Annotated in this window: 18 protein-coding genes; 11 read left to right on the top strand and 7 right to left on the bottom strand. The window is 59.8% G+C overall.

What is annotated here, in order from left to right; translation table 11 throughout:
• Positions 1-155: 155 nt before the first annotated feature.
• Positions 156-1,811: a sensor domain-containing diguanylate cyclase gene (locus tag GXB78_RS18520; protein ID WP_329516480.1), complete on the bottom strand. Its 1,656-nt coding sequence runs from the start codon at positions 1,809-1,811 to the stop codon at positions 156-158.
• 176 nt (positions 1,812-1,987) lie between these two features.
• Between GXB78_RS18520 and GXB78_RS18515 the strand changes: the two genes are divergently transcribed.
• The gene (locus GXB78_RS18515) at positions 1,988-2,323 is read left to right on the top strand and encodes a hypothetical protein (RefSeq protein ID WP_024013386.1); all 336 of its coding nucleotides are present in this window, start codon (positions 1,988-1,990) and stop codon (positions 2,321-2,323) included.
• Positions 2,324-2,397: 74 nt separating this feature from the next.
• On the opposite strand, the gene GXB78_RS18510 is transcribed toward GXB78_RS18515, so the two are convergent.
• Together GXB78_RS18510 and GXB78_RS18505 are read right to left on the bottom strand one after the other, a co-directional pair.
• Complete coding sequence (locus tag GXB78_RS18510) at positions 2,398-2,838, bottom strand: phage infection protein (RefSeq protein WP_329516479.1); 441 nt, start codon at positions 2,836-2,838, stop codon at positions 2,398-2,400.
• 124 nt (positions 2,839-2,962) lie between these two features.
• Complete coding sequence (locus tag GXB78_RS18505) at positions 2,963-3,532, bottom strand: chorismate mutase (protein ID WP_329516478.1); 570 nt, start codon at positions 3,530-3,532, stop codon at positions 2,963-2,965.
• Positions 3,533-3,730: 198 nt separating this feature from the next.
• On the opposite strand from GXB78_RS18505, the gene GXB78_RS18500 reads away from it, so the two are divergent.
• From GXB78_RS18500 to GXB78_RS18490, 3 genes are all read left to right on the top strand, one after another.
• A complete protein-coding gene (locus GXB78_RS18500; protein ID WP_329516477.1) occupies positions 3,731-5,089 on the top strand; it encodes an MATE family efflux transporter in 1,359 nt (452 codons plus the stop codon).
• 74 nt (positions 5,090-5,163) lie between these two features.
• Complete coding sequence (locus GXB78_RS18495; RefSeq protein ID WP_329516476.1) at positions 5,164-5,721, top strand: YceI family protein; 558 nt, start codon at positions 5,164-5,166, stop codon at positions 5,719-5,721.
• Between the two features lie 87 nt (positions 5,722-5,808).
• Positions 5,809-6,495 (top strand): GNAT family N-acetyltransferase, encoded by a 687-nt coding sequence (locus tag GXB78_RS18490; RefSeq protein WP_329516475.1) that lies wholly within the window; start codon positions 5,809-5,811, stop codon positions 6,493-6,495.
• Positions 6,496-6,557: 62 nt separating this feature from the next.
• On the opposite strand, the gene GXB78_RS18485 is transcribed toward GXB78_RS18490, so the two are convergent.
• Complete coding sequence (locus tag GXB78_RS18485) at positions 6,558-6,998, bottom strand: hotdog fold domain-containing protein (RefSeq protein WP_329516474.1); 441 nt, start codon at positions 6,996-6,998, stop codon at positions 6,558-6,560.
• Between the two features lie 159 nt (positions 6,999-7,157).
• Here GXB78_RS18485 and GXB78_RS18480 point away from each other — a divergent pair, with 159 nt between their 5' ends.
• The gene (locus GXB78_RS18480) at positions 7,158-7,778 is read left to right on the top strand and encodes a TetR/AcrR family transcriptional regulator (protein ID WP_329516473.1); all 621 of its coding nucleotides are present in this window, start codon (positions 7,158-7,160) and stop codon (positions 7,776-7,778) included.
• A 120-nt stretch (positions 7,779-7,898) separates the two neighbouring features.
• On the opposite strand, the gene GXB78_RS18475 is transcribed toward GXB78_RS18480, so the two are convergent.
• On the bottom strand, positions 7,899-8,840 hold the full coding sequence (locus GXB78_RS18475; RefSeq protein WP_329516472.1) for a class I SAM-dependent methyltransferase: 942 nt from the start codon (positions 8,838-8,840) through the stop codon (positions 7,899-7,901).
• A gap of 198 nt (positions 8,841-9,038) precedes the next feature.
• Here GXB78_RS18475 and GXB78_RS18470 point away from each other — a divergent pair, with 198 nt between their 5' ends.
• From GXB78_RS18470 to GXB78_RS18455, 4 genes are all read left to right on the top strand, one after another.
• Entirely contained in the window at positions 9,039-9,452 is a 414-nt protein-coding gene (locus GXB78_RS18470) for a response regulator (RefSeq protein WP_329516471.1), read from the top strand.
• A 56-nt stretch (positions 9,453-9,508) separates the two neighbouring features.
• Positions 9,509-10,177, top strand: a complete 669-nt coding sequence (locus GXB78_RS18465; RefSeq protein ID WP_329516470.1) for an HAD-IA family hydrolase — start codon at positions 9,509-9,511, stop codon at positions 10,175-10,177.
• Positions 10,178-10,526: 349 nt separating this feature from the next.
• Entirely contained in the window at positions 10,527-11,324 is a 798-nt protein-coding gene (locus GXB78_RS18460; RefSeq protein WP_329516469.1) for an SDR family NAD(P)-dependent oxidoreductase, read from the top strand.
• Between the two features lie 21 nt (positions 11,325-11,345).
• Positions 11,346-11,756 (top strand): SRPBCC family protein, encoded by a 411-nt coding sequence (locus GXB78_RS18455; RefSeq protein WP_329516467.1) that lies wholly within the window; start codon positions 11,346-11,348, stop codon positions 11,754-11,756.
• A gap of 142 nt (positions 11,757-11,898) precedes the next feature.
• Here GXB78_RS18455 and GXB78_RS18450 read toward each other — a convergent pair whose 3' ends face one another.
• The gene (locus tag GXB78_RS18450) at positions 11,899-13,290 is read right to left on the bottom strand and encodes a sensor histidine kinase (protein WP_329516466.1); all 1,392 of its coding nucleotides are present in this window, start codon (positions 13,288-13,290) and stop codon (positions 11,899-11,901) included.
• Positions 13,268-13,951, bottom strand: coding sequence for a response regulator transcription factor (locus GXB78_RS18445; RefSeq protein WP_016775228.1), 684 nt, complete (start codon positions 13,949-13,951; stop codon positions 13,268-13,270). The genes GXB78_RS18450 and GXB78_RS18445 overlap by 23 nt, the downstream gene beginning before the upstream one ends.
• A 308-nt stretch (positions 13,952-14,259) precedes the next feature.
• Between GXB78_RS18445 and GXB78_RS18440 the strand changes: the two genes are divergently transcribed.
• Entirely contained in the window at positions 14,260-15,189 is a 930-nt protein-coding gene (locus GXB78_RS18440; protein ID WP_329516465.1) for a hypothetical protein, read from the top strand.
• 248 nt (positions 15,190-15,437) lie between these two features.
• Positions 15,438-16,823: an NHL repeat-containing protein gene (locus tag GXB78_RS18435; RefSeq protein ID WP_329516464.1), complete on the top strand. Its 1,386-nt coding sequence runs from the start codon at positions 15,438-15,440 to the stop codon at positions 16,821-16,823.
• Positions 16,824-17,047: the final 224 nt, after the last annotated feature.

The following is a 17,047-nucleotide window of genomic DNA, read 5'->3' as shown; positions in this document are numbered from 1 at the left end:
CTTGCTCTTGCTCTTGCTTTTGTAGGAGTGAGCCTGCTCGCGATAGCTATCTCAAAAACACCGTTGAATAGCAGGTTTACTCAATCCCTGTGGGAGCTGGCTTGCCAGCGATGGGGTCGGCGGGCCGACCTGTCTCTGGTTGATATACGTCGGTGTCAATGGGGGTGGAACGCCACCTGATTGCGCCCCGCAGCCTTCGCCTGATACAGCTGCTGATCGGCGCGTTTGATCAGGGCCGTGTGGTTGTTGTCTGCCGGATCTGCCAGGCCCAGGCCAATACTCACCGTGACGGTGCCTACGCCGGGAAACTCCGCGTCGGCCACCGCTGCGCGAATCTTCTCGGCGACGACTTCCGGGGTGTCGGGTTGCGCGACTTCCGGTAGCAGTACGGCGAACTCTTCTCCACCGTAACGGGCGACGAAATCGGTGCTGCGTACGCTGTTCTGAATCAATGTCGCCAGTTGTTGCAGAACCTCGTCACCGATCGCGTGGCCGTGGCTGTCATTGATGCGTTTGAAGTGGTCGGCATCGATCAACAGCAGGGCATACGGGCGCCCGGTGCGCCGGGACAGCAGTGAATACTCAGTGATTTTTTCGTCAAACCGGCGGCGGTTGTAAACCCCGGTCAGGCCGTCGTGTGTCGCCAGATTGAGCAGCTCGGCATTGGCTTCGGTGAGCGCGGCGGTACGTTGCGCAACGGTGGCTTCCAGGGTCGCGTTGGCGTCTTGCAGTTCGCGTTCCTTGCCGAGCAGCGATTGGGTCATCGCATCGATGGACTGGCCGAGCTGGGCAATTTCCAGCACCGGATGCTGGAGCTGGAACTGCACGCCGGCCTGGTTGTTTTGCACCTGCTTGGCCGAGTGTGCGAGTTGTTCGATCGGGCGGCTCAGGTACAGCGCCAGGTAATAAGCCACCAGCCCGAAAACGATGGCGGCGAATACGCCGAGTATCAGCAATTCGTATTGCAGCGTTCGCGCCGGTTGCAGCGCGGTTTCCAGTGGCTGGCGAATGGCGATCGACCACGACAGCGCCGTGCCCGATGGCGTCGGCACGGTGACCATGCTGGTCAGGTAACCGTTGGCCGCCGTCCAGCCCGGCGACAGCGAGTCGTTGGTCGCCAATTGTTGCCCCATCAGCGCTTCGGGGTAGAGCACCTTGCCATCGTGGTCGACGATCAGCGCCTGGATATCCGGCGCCGAGCTTTTGTGCGAAAACGCCGCCGACTCGACGATGCGGGTCACCCAGCTCCAGTGTGCATGTGCGCCCAGCACGCCAATCACTTGGCCTTCGGTGTTGTGGATCGGCGCGGCAAAATCGATGAAGCGCAGCGGCTCGCCATTGGGCAGGCCCGGCAGCAACTTCGCCAGCAATACTGCTTCGTGGGGATCGCCGGTGTATTGCCGGCGCAAGCCGATCTGGAACCATGGGCGTTTTTGTACTGATTGGCCGACCAGCAAATCGTTGACGGCCTGGCGGACGTTGCCTTCGGCGTCGGTGACGCCCATCCACGCATATTCAGCCCGTGCCTGCGTGCGCAGCTGCATCGATTTGAGAATGTTCGGGTTATCCAGATCACCACGCTCCAGATGCGGCGCGCGACTGAGCAGGTAGACCTCCAGTTGCCGCTCGCGCAATTGTTCGCCCAATAACGTCGCCGCCGATCGCGCCGTGTTCAGCAAGGCATTGCCGCTGGCCTGTTTCATTTGTTCGGTGGCGATGTGACCGACATAAAAACCCACGCTCAACAGCGTCAGCAGCGACAAACCGCCGAACCACAGGGTGAGATGACTACGCAGGCTGGCTTTGAACATGGGGGGCGATGTCTGTCTTTATTGAAGTGGCGCCATGGTATGCGACATCGCCGATGACCGGCCAGCGAACCGGTTCATGGAAATGCAAGAAAGATGATACCAATGAGCCATCATTTTGGTTAACATGCGCGCCGCCCGCGAGACGGATCCCGGGCGTTCCCCCATGGAGTTTTACTGTGAAATACCTCAGCAAAGTAGTCGCCGCCGCACTGTTCGGTGTGGTTCTGGCAGGTTGCACCGGCGCCCCGATGAAAACCGCACATTACGACAGCAACCAATACACCGTGGTTGGCCACAGCGAAGCTTCGGCCACCGGCCTGCTGCTGTTTGGCATTATCCCGATCCGCCAGAACAGCCGATTTGTGCGCGCGCAAAACGCGGCCATTCAGGCCAAGGGCGGCGATGCGATGATCAACACCCAAGTGCAGGAAAACTGGTTCTGGGCCTGGGTCCTGACCGGCTACACCACCACGATTTCCGGCGACGTGGTCAAGCTGAAAACCGCGCAGTAAGCGACGGCTGAATGCAAAAAAGCCCGGCTGATCAGGCCGGGCTTTTTCATGGGCGTTGCGTACCAGCGATTGATTCATGCAACGCGGCGTTCGATCAGGCGATCCGAACCACCTTCGGCAACGCGGCGTTCGATCAGGCGATCCGAGCCACCTTCGGCAACACGGCGTTCGATCAGGCGATCCGAGCCGCCTTCGGCAACGCGGCGTTCGATCAGGCGATCCGAGCCGCCTTCGGCAACACGGCGTTCGTTCAGGCGATCCGAGCCACCTTCGGCAACACGGCGTTCGATCAGGCGATCCGAACCACCTTCGGCAACACGGCGTTCGATCAGGCGATCCGAACCACCTTCGGCAACGCGGCGTTCGATCAGACGATCCGAGCCACCCTCAGCCAAGCGGCTTTCGATCAGCTTGTCCGAGCCGCCTTCAGCGACCAGGGTGTGAACAGGGGTTGCTGCAAAAGCGTTAACTGCGAAAACCGAGAAAACGATGCCGAGAAGGGTTTGGCGTTTCATGATCGTGTGCTCCAGGAAGTTGTTTGTTTGTCTGGAGCCGATGTTACGCCGCGCAGATTTTATGAGAACTTCATTGACGTGATGGTGAACATCGACGCTGATGATGTTTGCCAAGACTGTTGATTCAGAGCGATTTTGCCCGGATGCACAACTCGCCGCTGGCGCGAATCAGAGCCAGATCATGCAGTGCACCGGAGGCCAGACCGCTGCGTGCATCGGCCAGCCAGGCCGGGCAATCCGGATCCTGGCGAAAGGGCGCGAATTCGGCGTACTGCTGCAACAGGCGCTTTTGCAGTTCATCCAGACGCGGACGGATCTGCTTGCCCAGGTCCGGGCGCGGCGTGTCTGGTACCGCAGCCGCCGCTTGCCATTGTGCGAGCAGACCGTATTGCACCAGTTTGTTCGCTTCCATTTGCGCGGCGATCAACTGCGCGACATCGTCCGGGTCCAGCTTGTGTTCGGCGGCCAGGGTTCGGGCATTGGCGATGACCTGCGCCTCACGCGGGCTGTCCTGAATCGGCTTGCCGCTGTCCCACTTGGTCAGCGCGACCAGGTCACCGATGTTCAGGCGTTCGTTCAATGTGGCCAATAGCGGTTGCAATGAAGCAGGCGCCGCTGCGGGTGCGGCCGCCTGAGCGCAGGCGGCGAACAGAAGGAGGAGGGGGCCGATCAGGAAATTTGCAACGTTACGCATGAACCGAGCCTCAATAGTACGTGTCGAGAGAGTCGCTGATTTACCACAGCCGCACACTGACACAAAGCGCTCTCTGGCATTTACACAAATGCAAAACAGACAATCAACACCGTCCGGAAATGTTGATTGCACGCTGCACGCAACTCATCGAAGCTATCGTCAACCAGGCCTGCCGCCGTCGAGATGGACCTCCGTTCAATGCAAAGCGCCACCTTCGCCAAACCCCTCTGGCAAACCTATCTGCTGTTTCTCGCGCCGATGGTGCTGTCGAACTTCCTGCAATCGATGTCCGGGACGGTCAACAGCATCTACATCGGCCAGATGCTCGGCACTCAAGCGCTGGCGGCGGTGTCCGGCATGTTCCCCGTCGTGTTCTTTTTCATCGCCCTGGTCATCGGCCTTGGTGCTGGCGCGGGCGTGTTGATCGGCCAGGCGTGGGGCGCGCGCGAAACGCATATGGTCAAGGCGATTGCCGGAGCCACGTTGCTGCTGGGGGTGTTGATCGGTCTGGTTGCCGCAGTGCTCGGCACCGTGTTTGCGCGCCAGGCACTGACCGGGCTGGGCACGCCGATGGATGTGCTCGACGATGCGGTGGACTATGCCCACGTCATGTTGTGGATTCTGCCGTCGTTGCTGGTATTCGTGCTGTTCACCCAATTGCTGCGCGGCGTCAGCGATACGCTCTCGCCATTGCTCGCGCTGATCGTCTCCACCGCCGTGGGGCTGGCGCTGACGCCGGCATTGATTCGCGGCTGGTTCGGTTTGCCGCCCCTTGGCATTCAGAGCGCGGCGTATGCCGGGCTGGCGGGAAATCTGTCAGCAATGGCATGGCTGGCCTGGCGGCTGATCCGCAAGGGCCATCCGCTGGCGCCGGATCGAGAATTTTTCGCAGCGCTGCGACTGGACCGGGTGATCCTCGGCAAGGTTTTGCGCATCGGCCTGCCCACCGGCGTGCAGATGATCGTGCTGTCGTTGTCGGAGCTGGTGATTCTGGCACTGGTCAACCAGCACGGTTCGCAAGCGACGGCGGCTTATGGCGCGGTGACCCAGATCGTCAACTATGTGCAGTTTCCCGCGCTGTCGATTGCGATCACTGCATCGATCCTCGGCGCCCAGGCGATCGGCGCCGGACATCTGCAACGCATGGGGCCGATCCTGCGCACCGGGCTGCTGATCAATGTGTGCCTGACCGGTGGCCTGATTGTGCTGGGTTATCTGCTGTCGCACTGGTTGCTGGGCCTGTTCCTGACCGAGGACTCGACCCGGGCGATGGCCGAGCACTTGTTGCATATCATGCTCTGGAGCCTGTTGGTGTTCGGCTTCCAGGCCATCATCGGTGGAATCATGCGTGCCAGCGGCACGGTGCTGGTGCCGGTGGTCATTTCGATTGTCTGCGTGGTCGGCGTGCAGTTGCCTGCGGCGTACTGGCTGGACGGGCAGTTCGATTTGCAGGGGGTGTGGATGGCGTTCCCGGTTGCCTACCTGGGGATGCTGATTTTGCAGACCCTGTATTACAAGCTGGTGTGGAAGCATCAGAAAATCGAGCGGTTGATATAGGCGCTGGCATATCGGCGGGTTGTTTGCTTAAGTCACCCGAGACCCTCGACGGCACACGCCGCCCGGAGAATTCCATGTCGATGCGATTGCCGCTGGTTGCCGCGTTTTACCTCTGTGTCACAGCAGCCGCTCAAGCCGCCGTATACACGCGCGTCAATACCAGCGCCAGCCAGATCAGCTTCACCTACCAGCAAATGGGCTCGCGAATGTACGGCACCTTCGGCAAGTTCGAGGCAATGCTCGACTTCGACACCAACAACCTTGCCAACGCCCGCACCACGTTGCATATCGACCTCAGCAGCATCGACGCCGGCAGCGAAGACGCCAATACCGAGCTGGTTAAGCCGGCCTGGTTCGACACCGAGAAATTCCCGCTTGCGGTGTTCGAGTCCAACCGTTTCAGGCAGGTGGCCGAGCACCGTTACCAGATCGCCGGGCAGCTCACGCTCAAGGGCATCACTCGCGAGGTCGAGGTGCCGGTGGAGCTGAAACCGGACAACGCCATCGGCATCTTCGATGGCGAGCTGGTGCTCAATCGCGACGAGTTCGGGCTCGGAGCTGGCGAGTGGGCGGACAGCATTGTTTCCAGGGACATCAACATCAAATTCCGCGTAGTCGCGCCGCAACAGTGAAGGTTCAATGGTCCCGGCACGGTATGATGTCGCGGTTCGTCGACGGCTCAGATCATCGGCAACGTTTTTTATCGCCGGAGTTTGCCCATGCCACGCATCACCCATTACACCTCCCCATGCCCTGAAAGCGTCAACAGCCAGATCCTGCAAATGGTCGTCGATTACCTGACCGACATTAGTGCGGTGGGCCTCGGTCCGAGCAATCTGCTGTACAACGTTTATCAGTACGCGGTCGGTTATGAGGTGCATCTGTATCTCGAGGCGTTGAACGGGCAGAAGGGTACCGAGGTGGAATTGCTGGTGGCCACCGATAATGAGGATCCGGAGCAGGTCATCGGATTTCTGCTGTACCTGCCGGTCCAAGGCGATTGGGAAGCGTGCAGCGTTGCGTACATGGCGGTTCGTGAAGGCCATCGGCGTCAGGGTGTGGCGCGGGCGCTGCTCGCGGACATGGTCGGGCGTTATCCGCATGCGGAACTGGCCTGCAGCATCGGCAAGGTTCCGTATTTCGAGGCGCTGGGTTTTGAAGTGATCGGCCAGCGCGAAACCCAGGTGCTGATGAGCACGCGGCATTACCGCAGCAACGGTTTGCGTGGGTTCATTGACACCACGCCGATCTACCGCTCGCTGGAAGTGCAGCAGATTCATACCTACCTGCTGCAAAAGAACGGCAAGCGCGCGATGCTTGATGCGGAAAAACAACGCGACCGGCATCTGGATCAAACCAGTCGCCACGTAGAGGAATTTGTCCGCCAGCGCCTGACCCTGCACTGACCCGGCCAATAAAAAGCCCTTGCTGCGCATGTCGTAGCAAGGGCTTTTTTGTGCCTGCAATCTCAACCGAGCTTGACGTTCATGGTGATGCGCGCGGTGAAGACTTTTTTGCCCTCGGTATCGTGAATGTCGACGTTGACCACCTTGTCGCCGTCGCTTTGCCAATCGACGCCTTCAGCGCTGGCTACGGCGGTGACGTCGGTTTTCGCCTTGGCCAGGTATTCCACGGTCATGCCCTTTGGAATCCAGCGTGCGCCGGCCGGGATCGATACATCGGTCATCATTCCTCCCGCCAGTTCCGCCGCGTTGCACATGGCGATCGCGTGTACCGTGCCGAGGTGGTTGGTGATTTCCTTGCGAAACGGCACGTGCACGGTGGCGGCATTCGGGCGCAACTCGGAAATCAGCGGGTTGATGCTGCTGAAGTACGGGGCGAACTGGCAGGCCATCTTGCTGAAAGCGTCCGGGCCGACGCTGTTGAACATGCTGAGAGATTGACTCATGGGATGCCTCACTGAGTGATTTAGCAGAATGATGTTCCGTTACAGAATAATGTTCTGTAACGGAACGGTATTCTGTTCGCGGCAAATCTGTCAACCTAGGCGCAATTTCCCCATGGGCAAACCTTGCCTTGTTCAACCCCTTTTCGGACCCCGAGCAGCATGGACACCGCCGATCTACTGGAACGCAGTTACCCCGGCCGCCGCGCCGAACTCAAACGCGATATCTTTCGCAAGGCCTTGAACCTGTTCAACGAACAGGGAATCGAGGCAACCACCATCGAGATGATTCGCGCCGAATGCGACACCAGCGTCGGCGCGATCTATCACCATTTCGGCAACAAGGAAGGGCTGGTTGCGGCGCTGTTTTTCACCGCGCTGGAGGATCAGGCGCGTTTGCGCGATGCGTATCTGGACGCGGCCGCTACCACTGAAGAAGGCGTGCAGGCGCTCGTCTTCAGCTATGTTGACTGGGTCGAGCAACAGCCGCAGTGGGCGCGATTCCAGTACCACGCCCGGTTCGCCGTGACCAAAGGCCCGTTCAAGGACGAACTGGCCGAGCGCAACAAGACGCGCAGTCTGCGTTTGCGCCAGTGGCTGGCGGAATCGGGTCGTGCGGCCGAACTGCAGGAACTGCCTGCCGAATTGCTGCCATCGCTGATCATCGGTCAGGCGGACAGCTATTGCCGGGCCTGGCTGGCAGGGCGGGTGAAAGGCAGCCCGCGCGCCTATCGCGAAGTGCTCGCGCAAGCGGCATGGCGCTCGATTCGCGCCGAGGGCTGATGCGCACGCACCCCTGTAGGAGTGAGCCTGCTCGCGATAGCGGTGTGTCAGCCACCAAATTCATATCTGACACACCGCTTTCGCGAGCAGGCTCGCTCCCACAGGTGAACTTACGCTGTGTCAGTGGCTGCGCTGGAAGATCAGGGCCTTCAGGCCGCTTTCCGGGTCCACATCGGGAAACTCCGGCGGGTTGTCCAGTCGATGGTCGAAGCGCAGGCTCGGCGCTTCCTGGGTCACGCCATCAATGAGAAAGTCCGAACCGAACGACGGATCGTTCATGCACGCCAGCACCGTGCCTTGCGCGGTCAGCAGTTCCGGCAAGCGGCGCAGTACGCGCTGATAGTCCTTGGTCAGCAGAAAACTGCCCTTCTGGAACGACGGCGGGTCGATGATCACCAGATCGTAGGGGCCGCTGTTGATCACCTTGCCCCAGGATTTGAACAGGTCGTGACCGAGGAAACTGACCTTGCTCAGGTCGTGCCCGTTCAGGCGGTGATTGTCGCGCCCACGGCTCAGGGCAGCGCGGGACATGTCGAGGTTGACCACATGGGTGGCGCCGCCCTCGATCGCTGCTACGGAAAAGCCGCAGGTGTAGGCGAACAGGTTCAACACGCGCTTGCCCGCCGCTTGCTCGCGCACCCAGTTGCGTCCGAAACGCATGTCGAGAAACAGCCCGGTGTTTTGCTTGCGCCCCAAGTCGACGCGGTACTGCAAGCCACCCTCGACGATGGTCATTTCCTCGATCTCCTCGCCGATCAGCCATTCGGCCGTACTCTGCACCAGGTAACGGTGCTGGATCAGCAGGCTGTGCGCGCCGGATTGCTGCCATTCGGGCGAGGCGGCGAGTTGCTGCAGCGAGTCCCGCAGACCTTGCAGCTGCTCCGGCGCCGGCTCCTTGAACAGCGACACCAGCACCACGCCCTGCAGCCAGTCCACGGTCAGCTGTTCCAGCCCCGGCCAGCAGCGCCCGCGGCCGTGAAACAAGCGGCGGGTTTCGCTGGGGGCCGCCGCCAGTGCAGGCAGCAAATGGGCGTGGAGGGTGGCGAGGGCTTCAGGGTTCATGGATTACGGTTCGGCCGTTCAAAGGGCCGGCATTTTAACCACAAATGAAGGTTTCAGACGGGCGCTGCGCTTCGAAAAACAACACCTTGGCGAAATCTGCTGTATCAAAAGTGAATTTCTACAACACGCGCTGCTCATACCAGATAAGCAGCGGATTCAAGCCGCTATTCGAAAATGTAATTCGGGGGAGTGCTGTTCATGTGCCCTACACCTACGTCGAGCGCGCACCTTCCTGGCGGGTTGATTCTGGTTGTCGAGGACGATCCGCTGATTCTGGAGTTTCTCTGCGAAATTCTCCAGGAGGAAGGGTTCAAGGTCGAACCGCAAACCAGCGCCGACGCCGCCTCACTGTATCTTGAAAAGAACGCGGCGGACGTCGCGCTGTTGCTGACTGACATCACCATGCCCGGCACGCTTAACGGCGCCGACCTGGCCAATCTGGTCGGCGATCGCTGGCCGGACAAACCGGTGATGGTCATGTCCGGCTACGAGACGCCGGAGACCTCAGGGGTCAAGCATTCGGTGGCGTTCATCAAGAAGCCGTGGGCGATCGGTCAGTTGCTCGATTGTGTGGAAAGTGCGTTCAAATCCAAGGCCCCGCAGCTGCACTGACTAGTGCTACATTGCCGGGCCAGGCTGCCCGGCCAACTGTCAGAGGATTTGCTCTCTTGTCTGCACAAGCATCGGTTTTTGATCGCGCATTCGCCGCGTTCCTGTTCGACATGGACGGCACCGTCCTCAATTCCATCGCCGCCGCCGAGCGCATCTGGTCAGCGTGGGCGGTGCGCCATGGCGTTGATGTCGAAGCGTTTTTGCCGACCATCCATGGCGCGCGGGCGATCGACACCATCACCCGCCTGAATCTGCCGGGCGTGAACGCCGAGGAACAAGCGGCGTTTATCACCGCTGCCGAAATCGAAGACGTTGAAGGCATTGTCGAGATTCCTGCGGCGGCGGCATTTCTCAACGCTCTGCCGAAAAATCGTTGGGCGATGGTGACGTCCGCGCCACGGGATCTGGCCCTGCGGCGGATGGCGGCGGCGGGGATCCCGGAGCCGGCGGTGATGATCACGGCGGAAGATGTTAAGGCTGGAAAGCCTGATCCTTCGGGTTATCTTCTGGCGGCGAAGAGGCTGGGGGTCGAGCCAGCGGACTGTCTGATTTTCGAAGACGCGACTGTCGGCATTCAGGCTGCGGAAGCGGCGGGCGCTGCGTTGATGGTCATTACCACTACGCATCAGCATCCGATTGAAACGGCTCATGCGACGTTGGCCAGTTACGATGCGATCAGCGTCAGCGTCGGCGCCGATGGTTTGCTTCGTTTGACGGAAATCTGATCTGTTCCGAAATGCCCCTCACCCTAGCCCTCTCCCGGAGGGAGAGGGGACTGACCGCGTTGTGCCTGGTCAACCGTCGACCTGAAAGACCGAGGCGATTATGGATTCAGAGAAAGTCTTGCATGTCGACATACTCTCCAATATCCCCCAATCGGTTCCCTCTCCCTCGGGAGAGGGCCGGGGTGAGGGGCTACAGTCTGCCAAGCGCAGAACATCCCGGATCAAACATCAGTCCCGTCTTTCGTCGGTAGCTCACTCGTTCGCGCAATATCGCAACTACGCTGACCATGCTTCTGAAATCGTCGCCAAAGTCGAGCGCGGTGGAACTCCTTGCCAATGAGGTAAACCCATGAAAATTGATCTGAGCGGAAAACTGGCCATCGTCAGCGGCAGTACCGCCGGCATTGGGCTGGGCATCAGCCAGTCGCTGGCCGAGGCGGGCGCCACGGTGGTGGTGATCGGTCGCGACACGGCCAAGGTCGAGCAGGCGCTGGCGAGTATTCGCCAGGCTGTGCCGGGCGCGCAGCTGCGCGGTTTGACCGCTGATCTGGGCACGGCCGAGGGCGCGGAAAAACTCTTCGCCGCCGAGCCGCGCGCTGACATTCTGGTGAACAACCTCGGCATCTTCAACGACGTCGATTTCTTCGAGACTCCGGACAGCGAGTGGACGCGCTTTTACGAGGTCAACGTGATTTCCGGCGTGCGCCTGGCGCGGCATTATGTGCCGGCGATGGTCGAGCAGGGCTGGGGTCGGGTGATCTTCCTGTCATCGGAATCGGGGGTGGCGACGCCAGCGGACATGCTCAATTACGGCGTGACCAAAAGCGCCAACCTCGCGGTATCCCACGGCTTGGCCAAACGTCTGGCTGGCACCGGGGTCACGGTCAATGCGATCCTGCCGGGGCCGACTTTCACCGATGGCCTGCAGGACATGCTCAAGGACGCGGCCGCCGCATCCGGGCGCGACTTGCGCGACGAAGCCGACGCCTTTGTGCGCAATGCCCGTCCGACCTCGATCATCCAGCGCGTAGCGGATGTTGCGGAGGTGGCGCATCTGGTCACCTACATTGCTTCACCGCTGTCCTCGGCCACCACTGGCGCGGCGTTGCGCGTCGATGGCGGTGTGGTCGACAGCCTGACTATCTGAATTTTCCGAAAGAGAGGTTTTATGCCAACAGCATCCGCAATCATCGACATCCCGGCCTCGGCCGATCAGGTCTGGCAATTGATCGGCGGCTTCAACACGCTGCCGGACTGGCTGCCATTGATCACCCACAGCGAGCTGAGCGAAGGCGGGCGCGTGCGCACCCTGAAAACCGCTGACGGCGGCGTGGTCGTTGAACGTCTGCAGACCTTCGATAACGCTGCGAGAACCTACAGCTATTCGATCGAACAGGCGCCGTTCCCGGCCAGCGATTACCTGGCGACGATCAAGGTTGAAGTGCAGGGCGAAAGCGCGCGGGTGACGTGGTCGGGGCGCTTCAACGCGGTCGGCGTGAGCGATGAAGAAGTGGTGGCGTTATTCAACGGCATCTATCAGGGCGGGCTCGACGCCCTGCGGGCCAATTACCCAACCTGATTGATTCACAAAGCGCCTATGAAGCATGGGATTTCCTGTGGGAGCGAGCCTGCTCGCGAAGGCGTCAGGTCAGTTAACATTGCCGTGACTGAGCCACCGCATTCGCGAGCAGGCTCGCTCCCACAGGGTGGATTGCATTCCCTCAGGCCTGGCTGATCAAACTCTGCCGACAATCCAGCACCAGTTTCGCCCCGCCCAGATCACTGCTGCCGACCTCAAGACTGAAGCCATGCAGGCTGACAATCGCCGCGACGATCGACAGCCCCAGGCCAAAACCACTCTGCGGCTGGCCACCTTCAGTGCGATAGAAACGCTGGAACACCGCCTCCCGTTCAGCCTCGGGAATCCCCGGCCCTGAATCATGCACCTCGAGCGTCTGCCCGTTCGCATTGACCCCACGCAGCATCACCGTGCCGCCGGGCGGGGTGAATTTGATCGAGTTGCTCAGTAGATTCGCGAGCGCTTCGAACAGCAGCGCGCGGTCGCCATTGAGCGGCGGCAGCGTCTCCGGCATGTTCAACTGGAAACGCAGATCGCCTTCCTCGGCCAGCGGCAGATAGAACTCGTGCAACTCTTCCAGCAGTTGCGCCGGATCAAGTTCGACAAAACCGGAACGGCGCTGGCGATCTTCCAGTTCGGAGATCCGCAGCAAACCACGAAACCGCGCCATCAGCGTGTCCGCTTCAGCCAGCACCAGATCCAGTTGCGCCGCCTCCTGCGAACCTTCGCCGGCCTGTTGCTGCATGCGATACAGCTGCGCGCGCAAGCGGGTCAGCGGCGTGCGCAAATCGTGGGCGATGTTGTCGCAGACGCCTTTGACCTCGTTCATCAACCGCTCGATGCGCTCGAGCATGGCGTTGACGATGGCGGCGAGCATGTCCAGTTCATCGCGGCGATTGGACAGCGGCAAACGGTGCGTCAGGTCGCCGGCAACAATCGCCTGGGCGCTGTTCTGGATCGCTCGAATGCGCTGCAACGGCCGCCGGCGCAGCAGATGCCAACCGGCAATCCCGGGAATGATCGTCAGCGACACGCCCCAGAACAACGCGTGCAAAATGATCCGCGTCACCGCGAACAGCGAGCCGTTGTCGCGCAGCAACACCAGCCAGCGCCCGTCACGGGTTTGCGTGGCCACGGCATCGCAGCTGTCGCTTGGCAGGGTCGGGTCGTCGGAATCGGCGCACTCGGCGAGCATATGGATTTTGCCGTCCAGCGGCAGCCCTTCGGGTATTTGTTGCAACGCACCGCCAAGGTAATTGCCCCGCGCGTCGAACAGACCGTAGGCGTCGATGCCGCGAATATCGAAGGTCATGCTCGCGGCGAGGGCGTCTTCCAGTTGCTCGCCGCGAAAGTGCGAGAACAGGTGCTGACGTTGCATCAACGAATGTTTGGCGAGCTTGTCGAGGTAGCCGGATACCTCGTAATACATGACCCCCATGAGGATCGCGCTCCAGGCCACGAACAGCGTGCTGTACAGCGCCAGCAGGCGACTGCTGGAGGAGCGCCAGCCGTCAGACGGGTTCGGCAATGACATAGCCGGAGCCCCGTACCGTGCGGATCAGCGGAACGTTGCCGGCTGCATCGATTTTCTTGCGCAGACGGCCGATGTGCACGTCGATCAGGTTGGTGCCCGGGTCAAAGTGATAACCCCAGACCTCTTCGAAAATCATCATTCGCGAAAGAATCTGGCCGCTGTTGCGCATCAGAAACTCGAGTAGTTTGTATTCGGTGGGCAACAGCGTCAGCACCTGCCCGGCGCGGCGGGCTTCATGGCTGATCAGGTCCAGTTCGAGGTCAGCGACGTTCAACGTCGTCGCCTGGGTGGCGACGCTGTTCTGCCGGCGCAGCAACACTTCAACCCGCGCGGCCATTTCATCGGTGGCGAACGGCTTGGTCAGGTAGTCATCACCGCCAGCGCGCAAGCCGCGCACCCGCTCGTCTACATCGGAGAGGGCGCTGATCATCAGAATCGGCGTCGCCACGCCCATGGTGCGCAGGGTGGTGACGATGGCCAGGCCATCGAGCTCGGGCAGCATGCGGTCGAGGGTGATCAGGTCGTAGTTGCCGCTGACGGCGCGGTCGAGGCCTTCTCGGCCATTGTCGACCCAGTCGACGTCCAGCCCGTGGCTGCTCAGTTCGGCAACGATTTCCCGCGCGGTCACGGCGTCGTCTTCGATGGTCAAGATACGAGTCATAGGCAGGCCTGCTGATCGGTTCAAACGGAATGGCAGCATTTTGCCAAGAATTTACCGTGACGCTTTAAATTAACTTTCATCTTCGTCGCCCACTGAAATCAGAACTGATCGGATTTGCCGTTCTGGCGTCAATGCAGAAAACCCGCAGCAGTTCGCCCTTTATTGCAAATTGCACGGTCTTAGGAAGTTCAAGTTTTATAAATCATTGAAAAATATCGATTTATTAAAAGGCTGTAACTGGCACGGTCACTGCAATTCCTCATTTGACGAGTTGTAACACCATTTTTCATGCCTGGAGCAGTACAACAATGAATAGATCCCCTGATGGCTATTATCCTGCCTTGGAAGAGTCGAGCAGCGTGTCAGGCGTGTCCTGGGGCGCGATCTTCGCTGGTGCTGCGGCTGCCGCTGCGCTGTCGATGATTCTGGTGCTGCTCGGTTTCGGCCTGGGCTTTTCGGCTGTTTCACCGTGGGCCGGAGAGGGCGTCAGCGCCAAAGGCCTGGGCATTTCAACGATTATCTGGCTGGCTGTGACGCAGATCATTGCTTCCGGTATGGGCGGCTATATTGCCGGCCGTCTGCGCGTGAAGTGGGCAAACATGCACGGTGACGAAGTCTACTTCCGCGACACCGCCCACGGCTTCCTCGCCTGGTGCGTCGCCACGCTGGTGACCGCTGTGCTGGTGGTCGGTTCGGTGAGCAGCGTGGTCAGCGGCGGTGTGCAAGCCGGTGCCAACGTTGTCGGCGCCTCTGCCGGGGCGATGAGTCAAGCGGCCGGCTCCGCTGCTGCCAACACTGACAGCGATCAGTACGGCTATTTTGTCGACAGCCTGTTCCGCGATGATCGTCCGGCTGCCGTCAGCGACGACGCGGCACGCGGCACCGTGACCCGCATCTTCGCCCAGAGCCTGGCCAACGGTCAGCTCAGCGCCGAAGACCGCACCTACCTCGCACAACTGGTGTCGCAACGTACCAACCTGAGCCAGGCCGATGCTGAACGTCGTGTCGACGAGATCTACGCCAACACCCAGAAAGCCATCGCTGACGCCAAACTGAAAGCCCAGCAAGCTGCCGACACCGCCGCGAAAGTCGCTGCCTACACCTCGCTATGGATGTTCGTCGCGCTGCTGGCCGGTGCGTTCTTCGCCAGCCTCGCAGCGACCTTCGGCGGTCGTCGTCGTGATGCGGTCGAGTACGTCGAAGTCGATACCTACACCAATACCACTCCGGTCCGTTAAAAAGGAGAGTCACCATGCGCTCATTACTGCTGTTCTTCCTCGGCGTACCGATCCCGATCATCATCCTGATCGCCCTGTTCGTACACTGATCCCTCTGAGGCAGGATGCCTCTGCCGCTTTCATCTTCGGGTGAAAGCGGCTTTTTCATTTATGGCTCACAGAGTCATAAATATGGCTTGCAAGGTTATCAGGACTAGTACTTTTGACAGGTGGCGTCGGGAGGCGGAAGTGCTGCAATCGGGGCAGGAATGAACAAAACGTTTGTTCAGATTTGCTTCGAGGTACTGGACGTGAATACGCGATTGAAATTAGAAAACGCAGGAACGCTTGATCCGTCTTTTGCTGATGCGGGGCGCTTGAGCTTTCCATTGGCCGGATTGCCTGGATTTGAGGCAGCAGCTGTATTGGCAGTGCCTGGAAAAAAGACCCTTGTCGGATTTTACCCCTCAGTAATTTATGGTCCGGCAACGGTTGCACGTTTCCACGAGGACGGAGCGCTGGACACTGACTTCGGGGAGGAGGGTGTTGTAGAGATCGCTCTGGAAAACGCAACCATGGCGCATGTTCTGAAGCTCAGCACGCTGAAGGATGGTGCCTGGTTGTTGCAGGGCACCTATGAGCAGGAAGGCTATGTGGAAGGTATTGCGCTCGTACGTTGTCTACGTGACGGGCAGCAGGATCAGTCTTTCGGTGAGAAAGGGGTTCGTTACCTTCGCTTCGATCAAATGGACAAACCCGAGCCACATGAGCCCGGCAACGCGAAGTCAGCCTCGCGACATTGGCAAAGAGCCGTTTCTTCGGGTGCAGCTGCGGGCTCCGGCATGTCCATGGTTGAGCAATCCGACGGCAAGTTGGTCGTGATCTTCCATGTCTATAACGATGAATCGGAAAAGTGGCGCGGCATCGTGCTGCGACGGAACGCGGACGGGACCAGCGACAAGACGTTCAACCATCACGGATTCGCCCTGATCGACTTTGATAACAGTTCAAATTATGCGTTGGGTGTTGCCGTTCAGCCAGACGGCAAGATCCTTGTCTGCGGTCGATACCATGACCAGACGCCGGGCCTTCAAGGCGGTTACGTAGTGCGTTTCGATGCATTCGGGCGTATCGATAGCACATTCAACGGCGGTGAGGTTTTCAAGCTGAAGACTCGCTATGAGGAATTCAACGCGATATCGATAAGAGAGAGCGATGGGCTCATCGTCATAACCGGCGCTGCCGCCCCGGAGGGCGCACTTCAAGGTGCAATGGTCGTCTTGAACTCCAATGGCAGCTATAACCTGGTCTTTAATAAAGGAAAACCTTTGTACTCGCCGTTGCTGAAGTCGGGCACTCACTGGAAACATTGCGTGGTCCAGACCGATGGGTCGATTGTGGTCGGTGGGCATGGCAGCGGCGCATACATCAACGGTAGCGATTTGTACGTGGCTGCCCGTTTTCTGGCTGATGGATCTCTGGACAAGACATTCAATAATGAAGGTTTTGCCATTTTCGGAGTTGAAGGGAAGCAGAGTTATTACAAGAGCATGAGCTTGATGGACGATGGACGAATCATTGCGTGCGGTTACCAGGCGCTCGAATACGGTTGGGGGCCGGTGACCGGCGGGTGGGTCATACGCTTTCTGGTTTGACATGGTGCAAAGCTGAATTCTGCTTTGGCCGCCTGTAACTTGGTGACAGCGGCTTTTGGTTTTCCGCCAACCAACAAGGCGAGATCCGCACCTGGGCGGATCGGCCGCTTGTCGCTCTGCCAATTTCCCTGGCCTGGATCAATATTTCCCCTGGCGATATCGCCTACCGTAAATGACCCAGGCCTTTGCTGAGGTATGAGCTACAGTGCTTGTCGCGCACCTTG

Source organism: Pseudomonas moraviensis subsp. stanleyae (assembly GCF_036283065.1).
GTDB lineage: Bacteria > Pseudomonadota > Gammaproteobacteria > Pseudomonadales > Pseudomonadaceae > Aquipseudomonas > Aquipseudomonas stanleyae.
The sequence above is the reverse complement of the archived record's forward strand: the minus strand, read 5'-3'. Positions and strand labels throughout refer to the sequence as shown.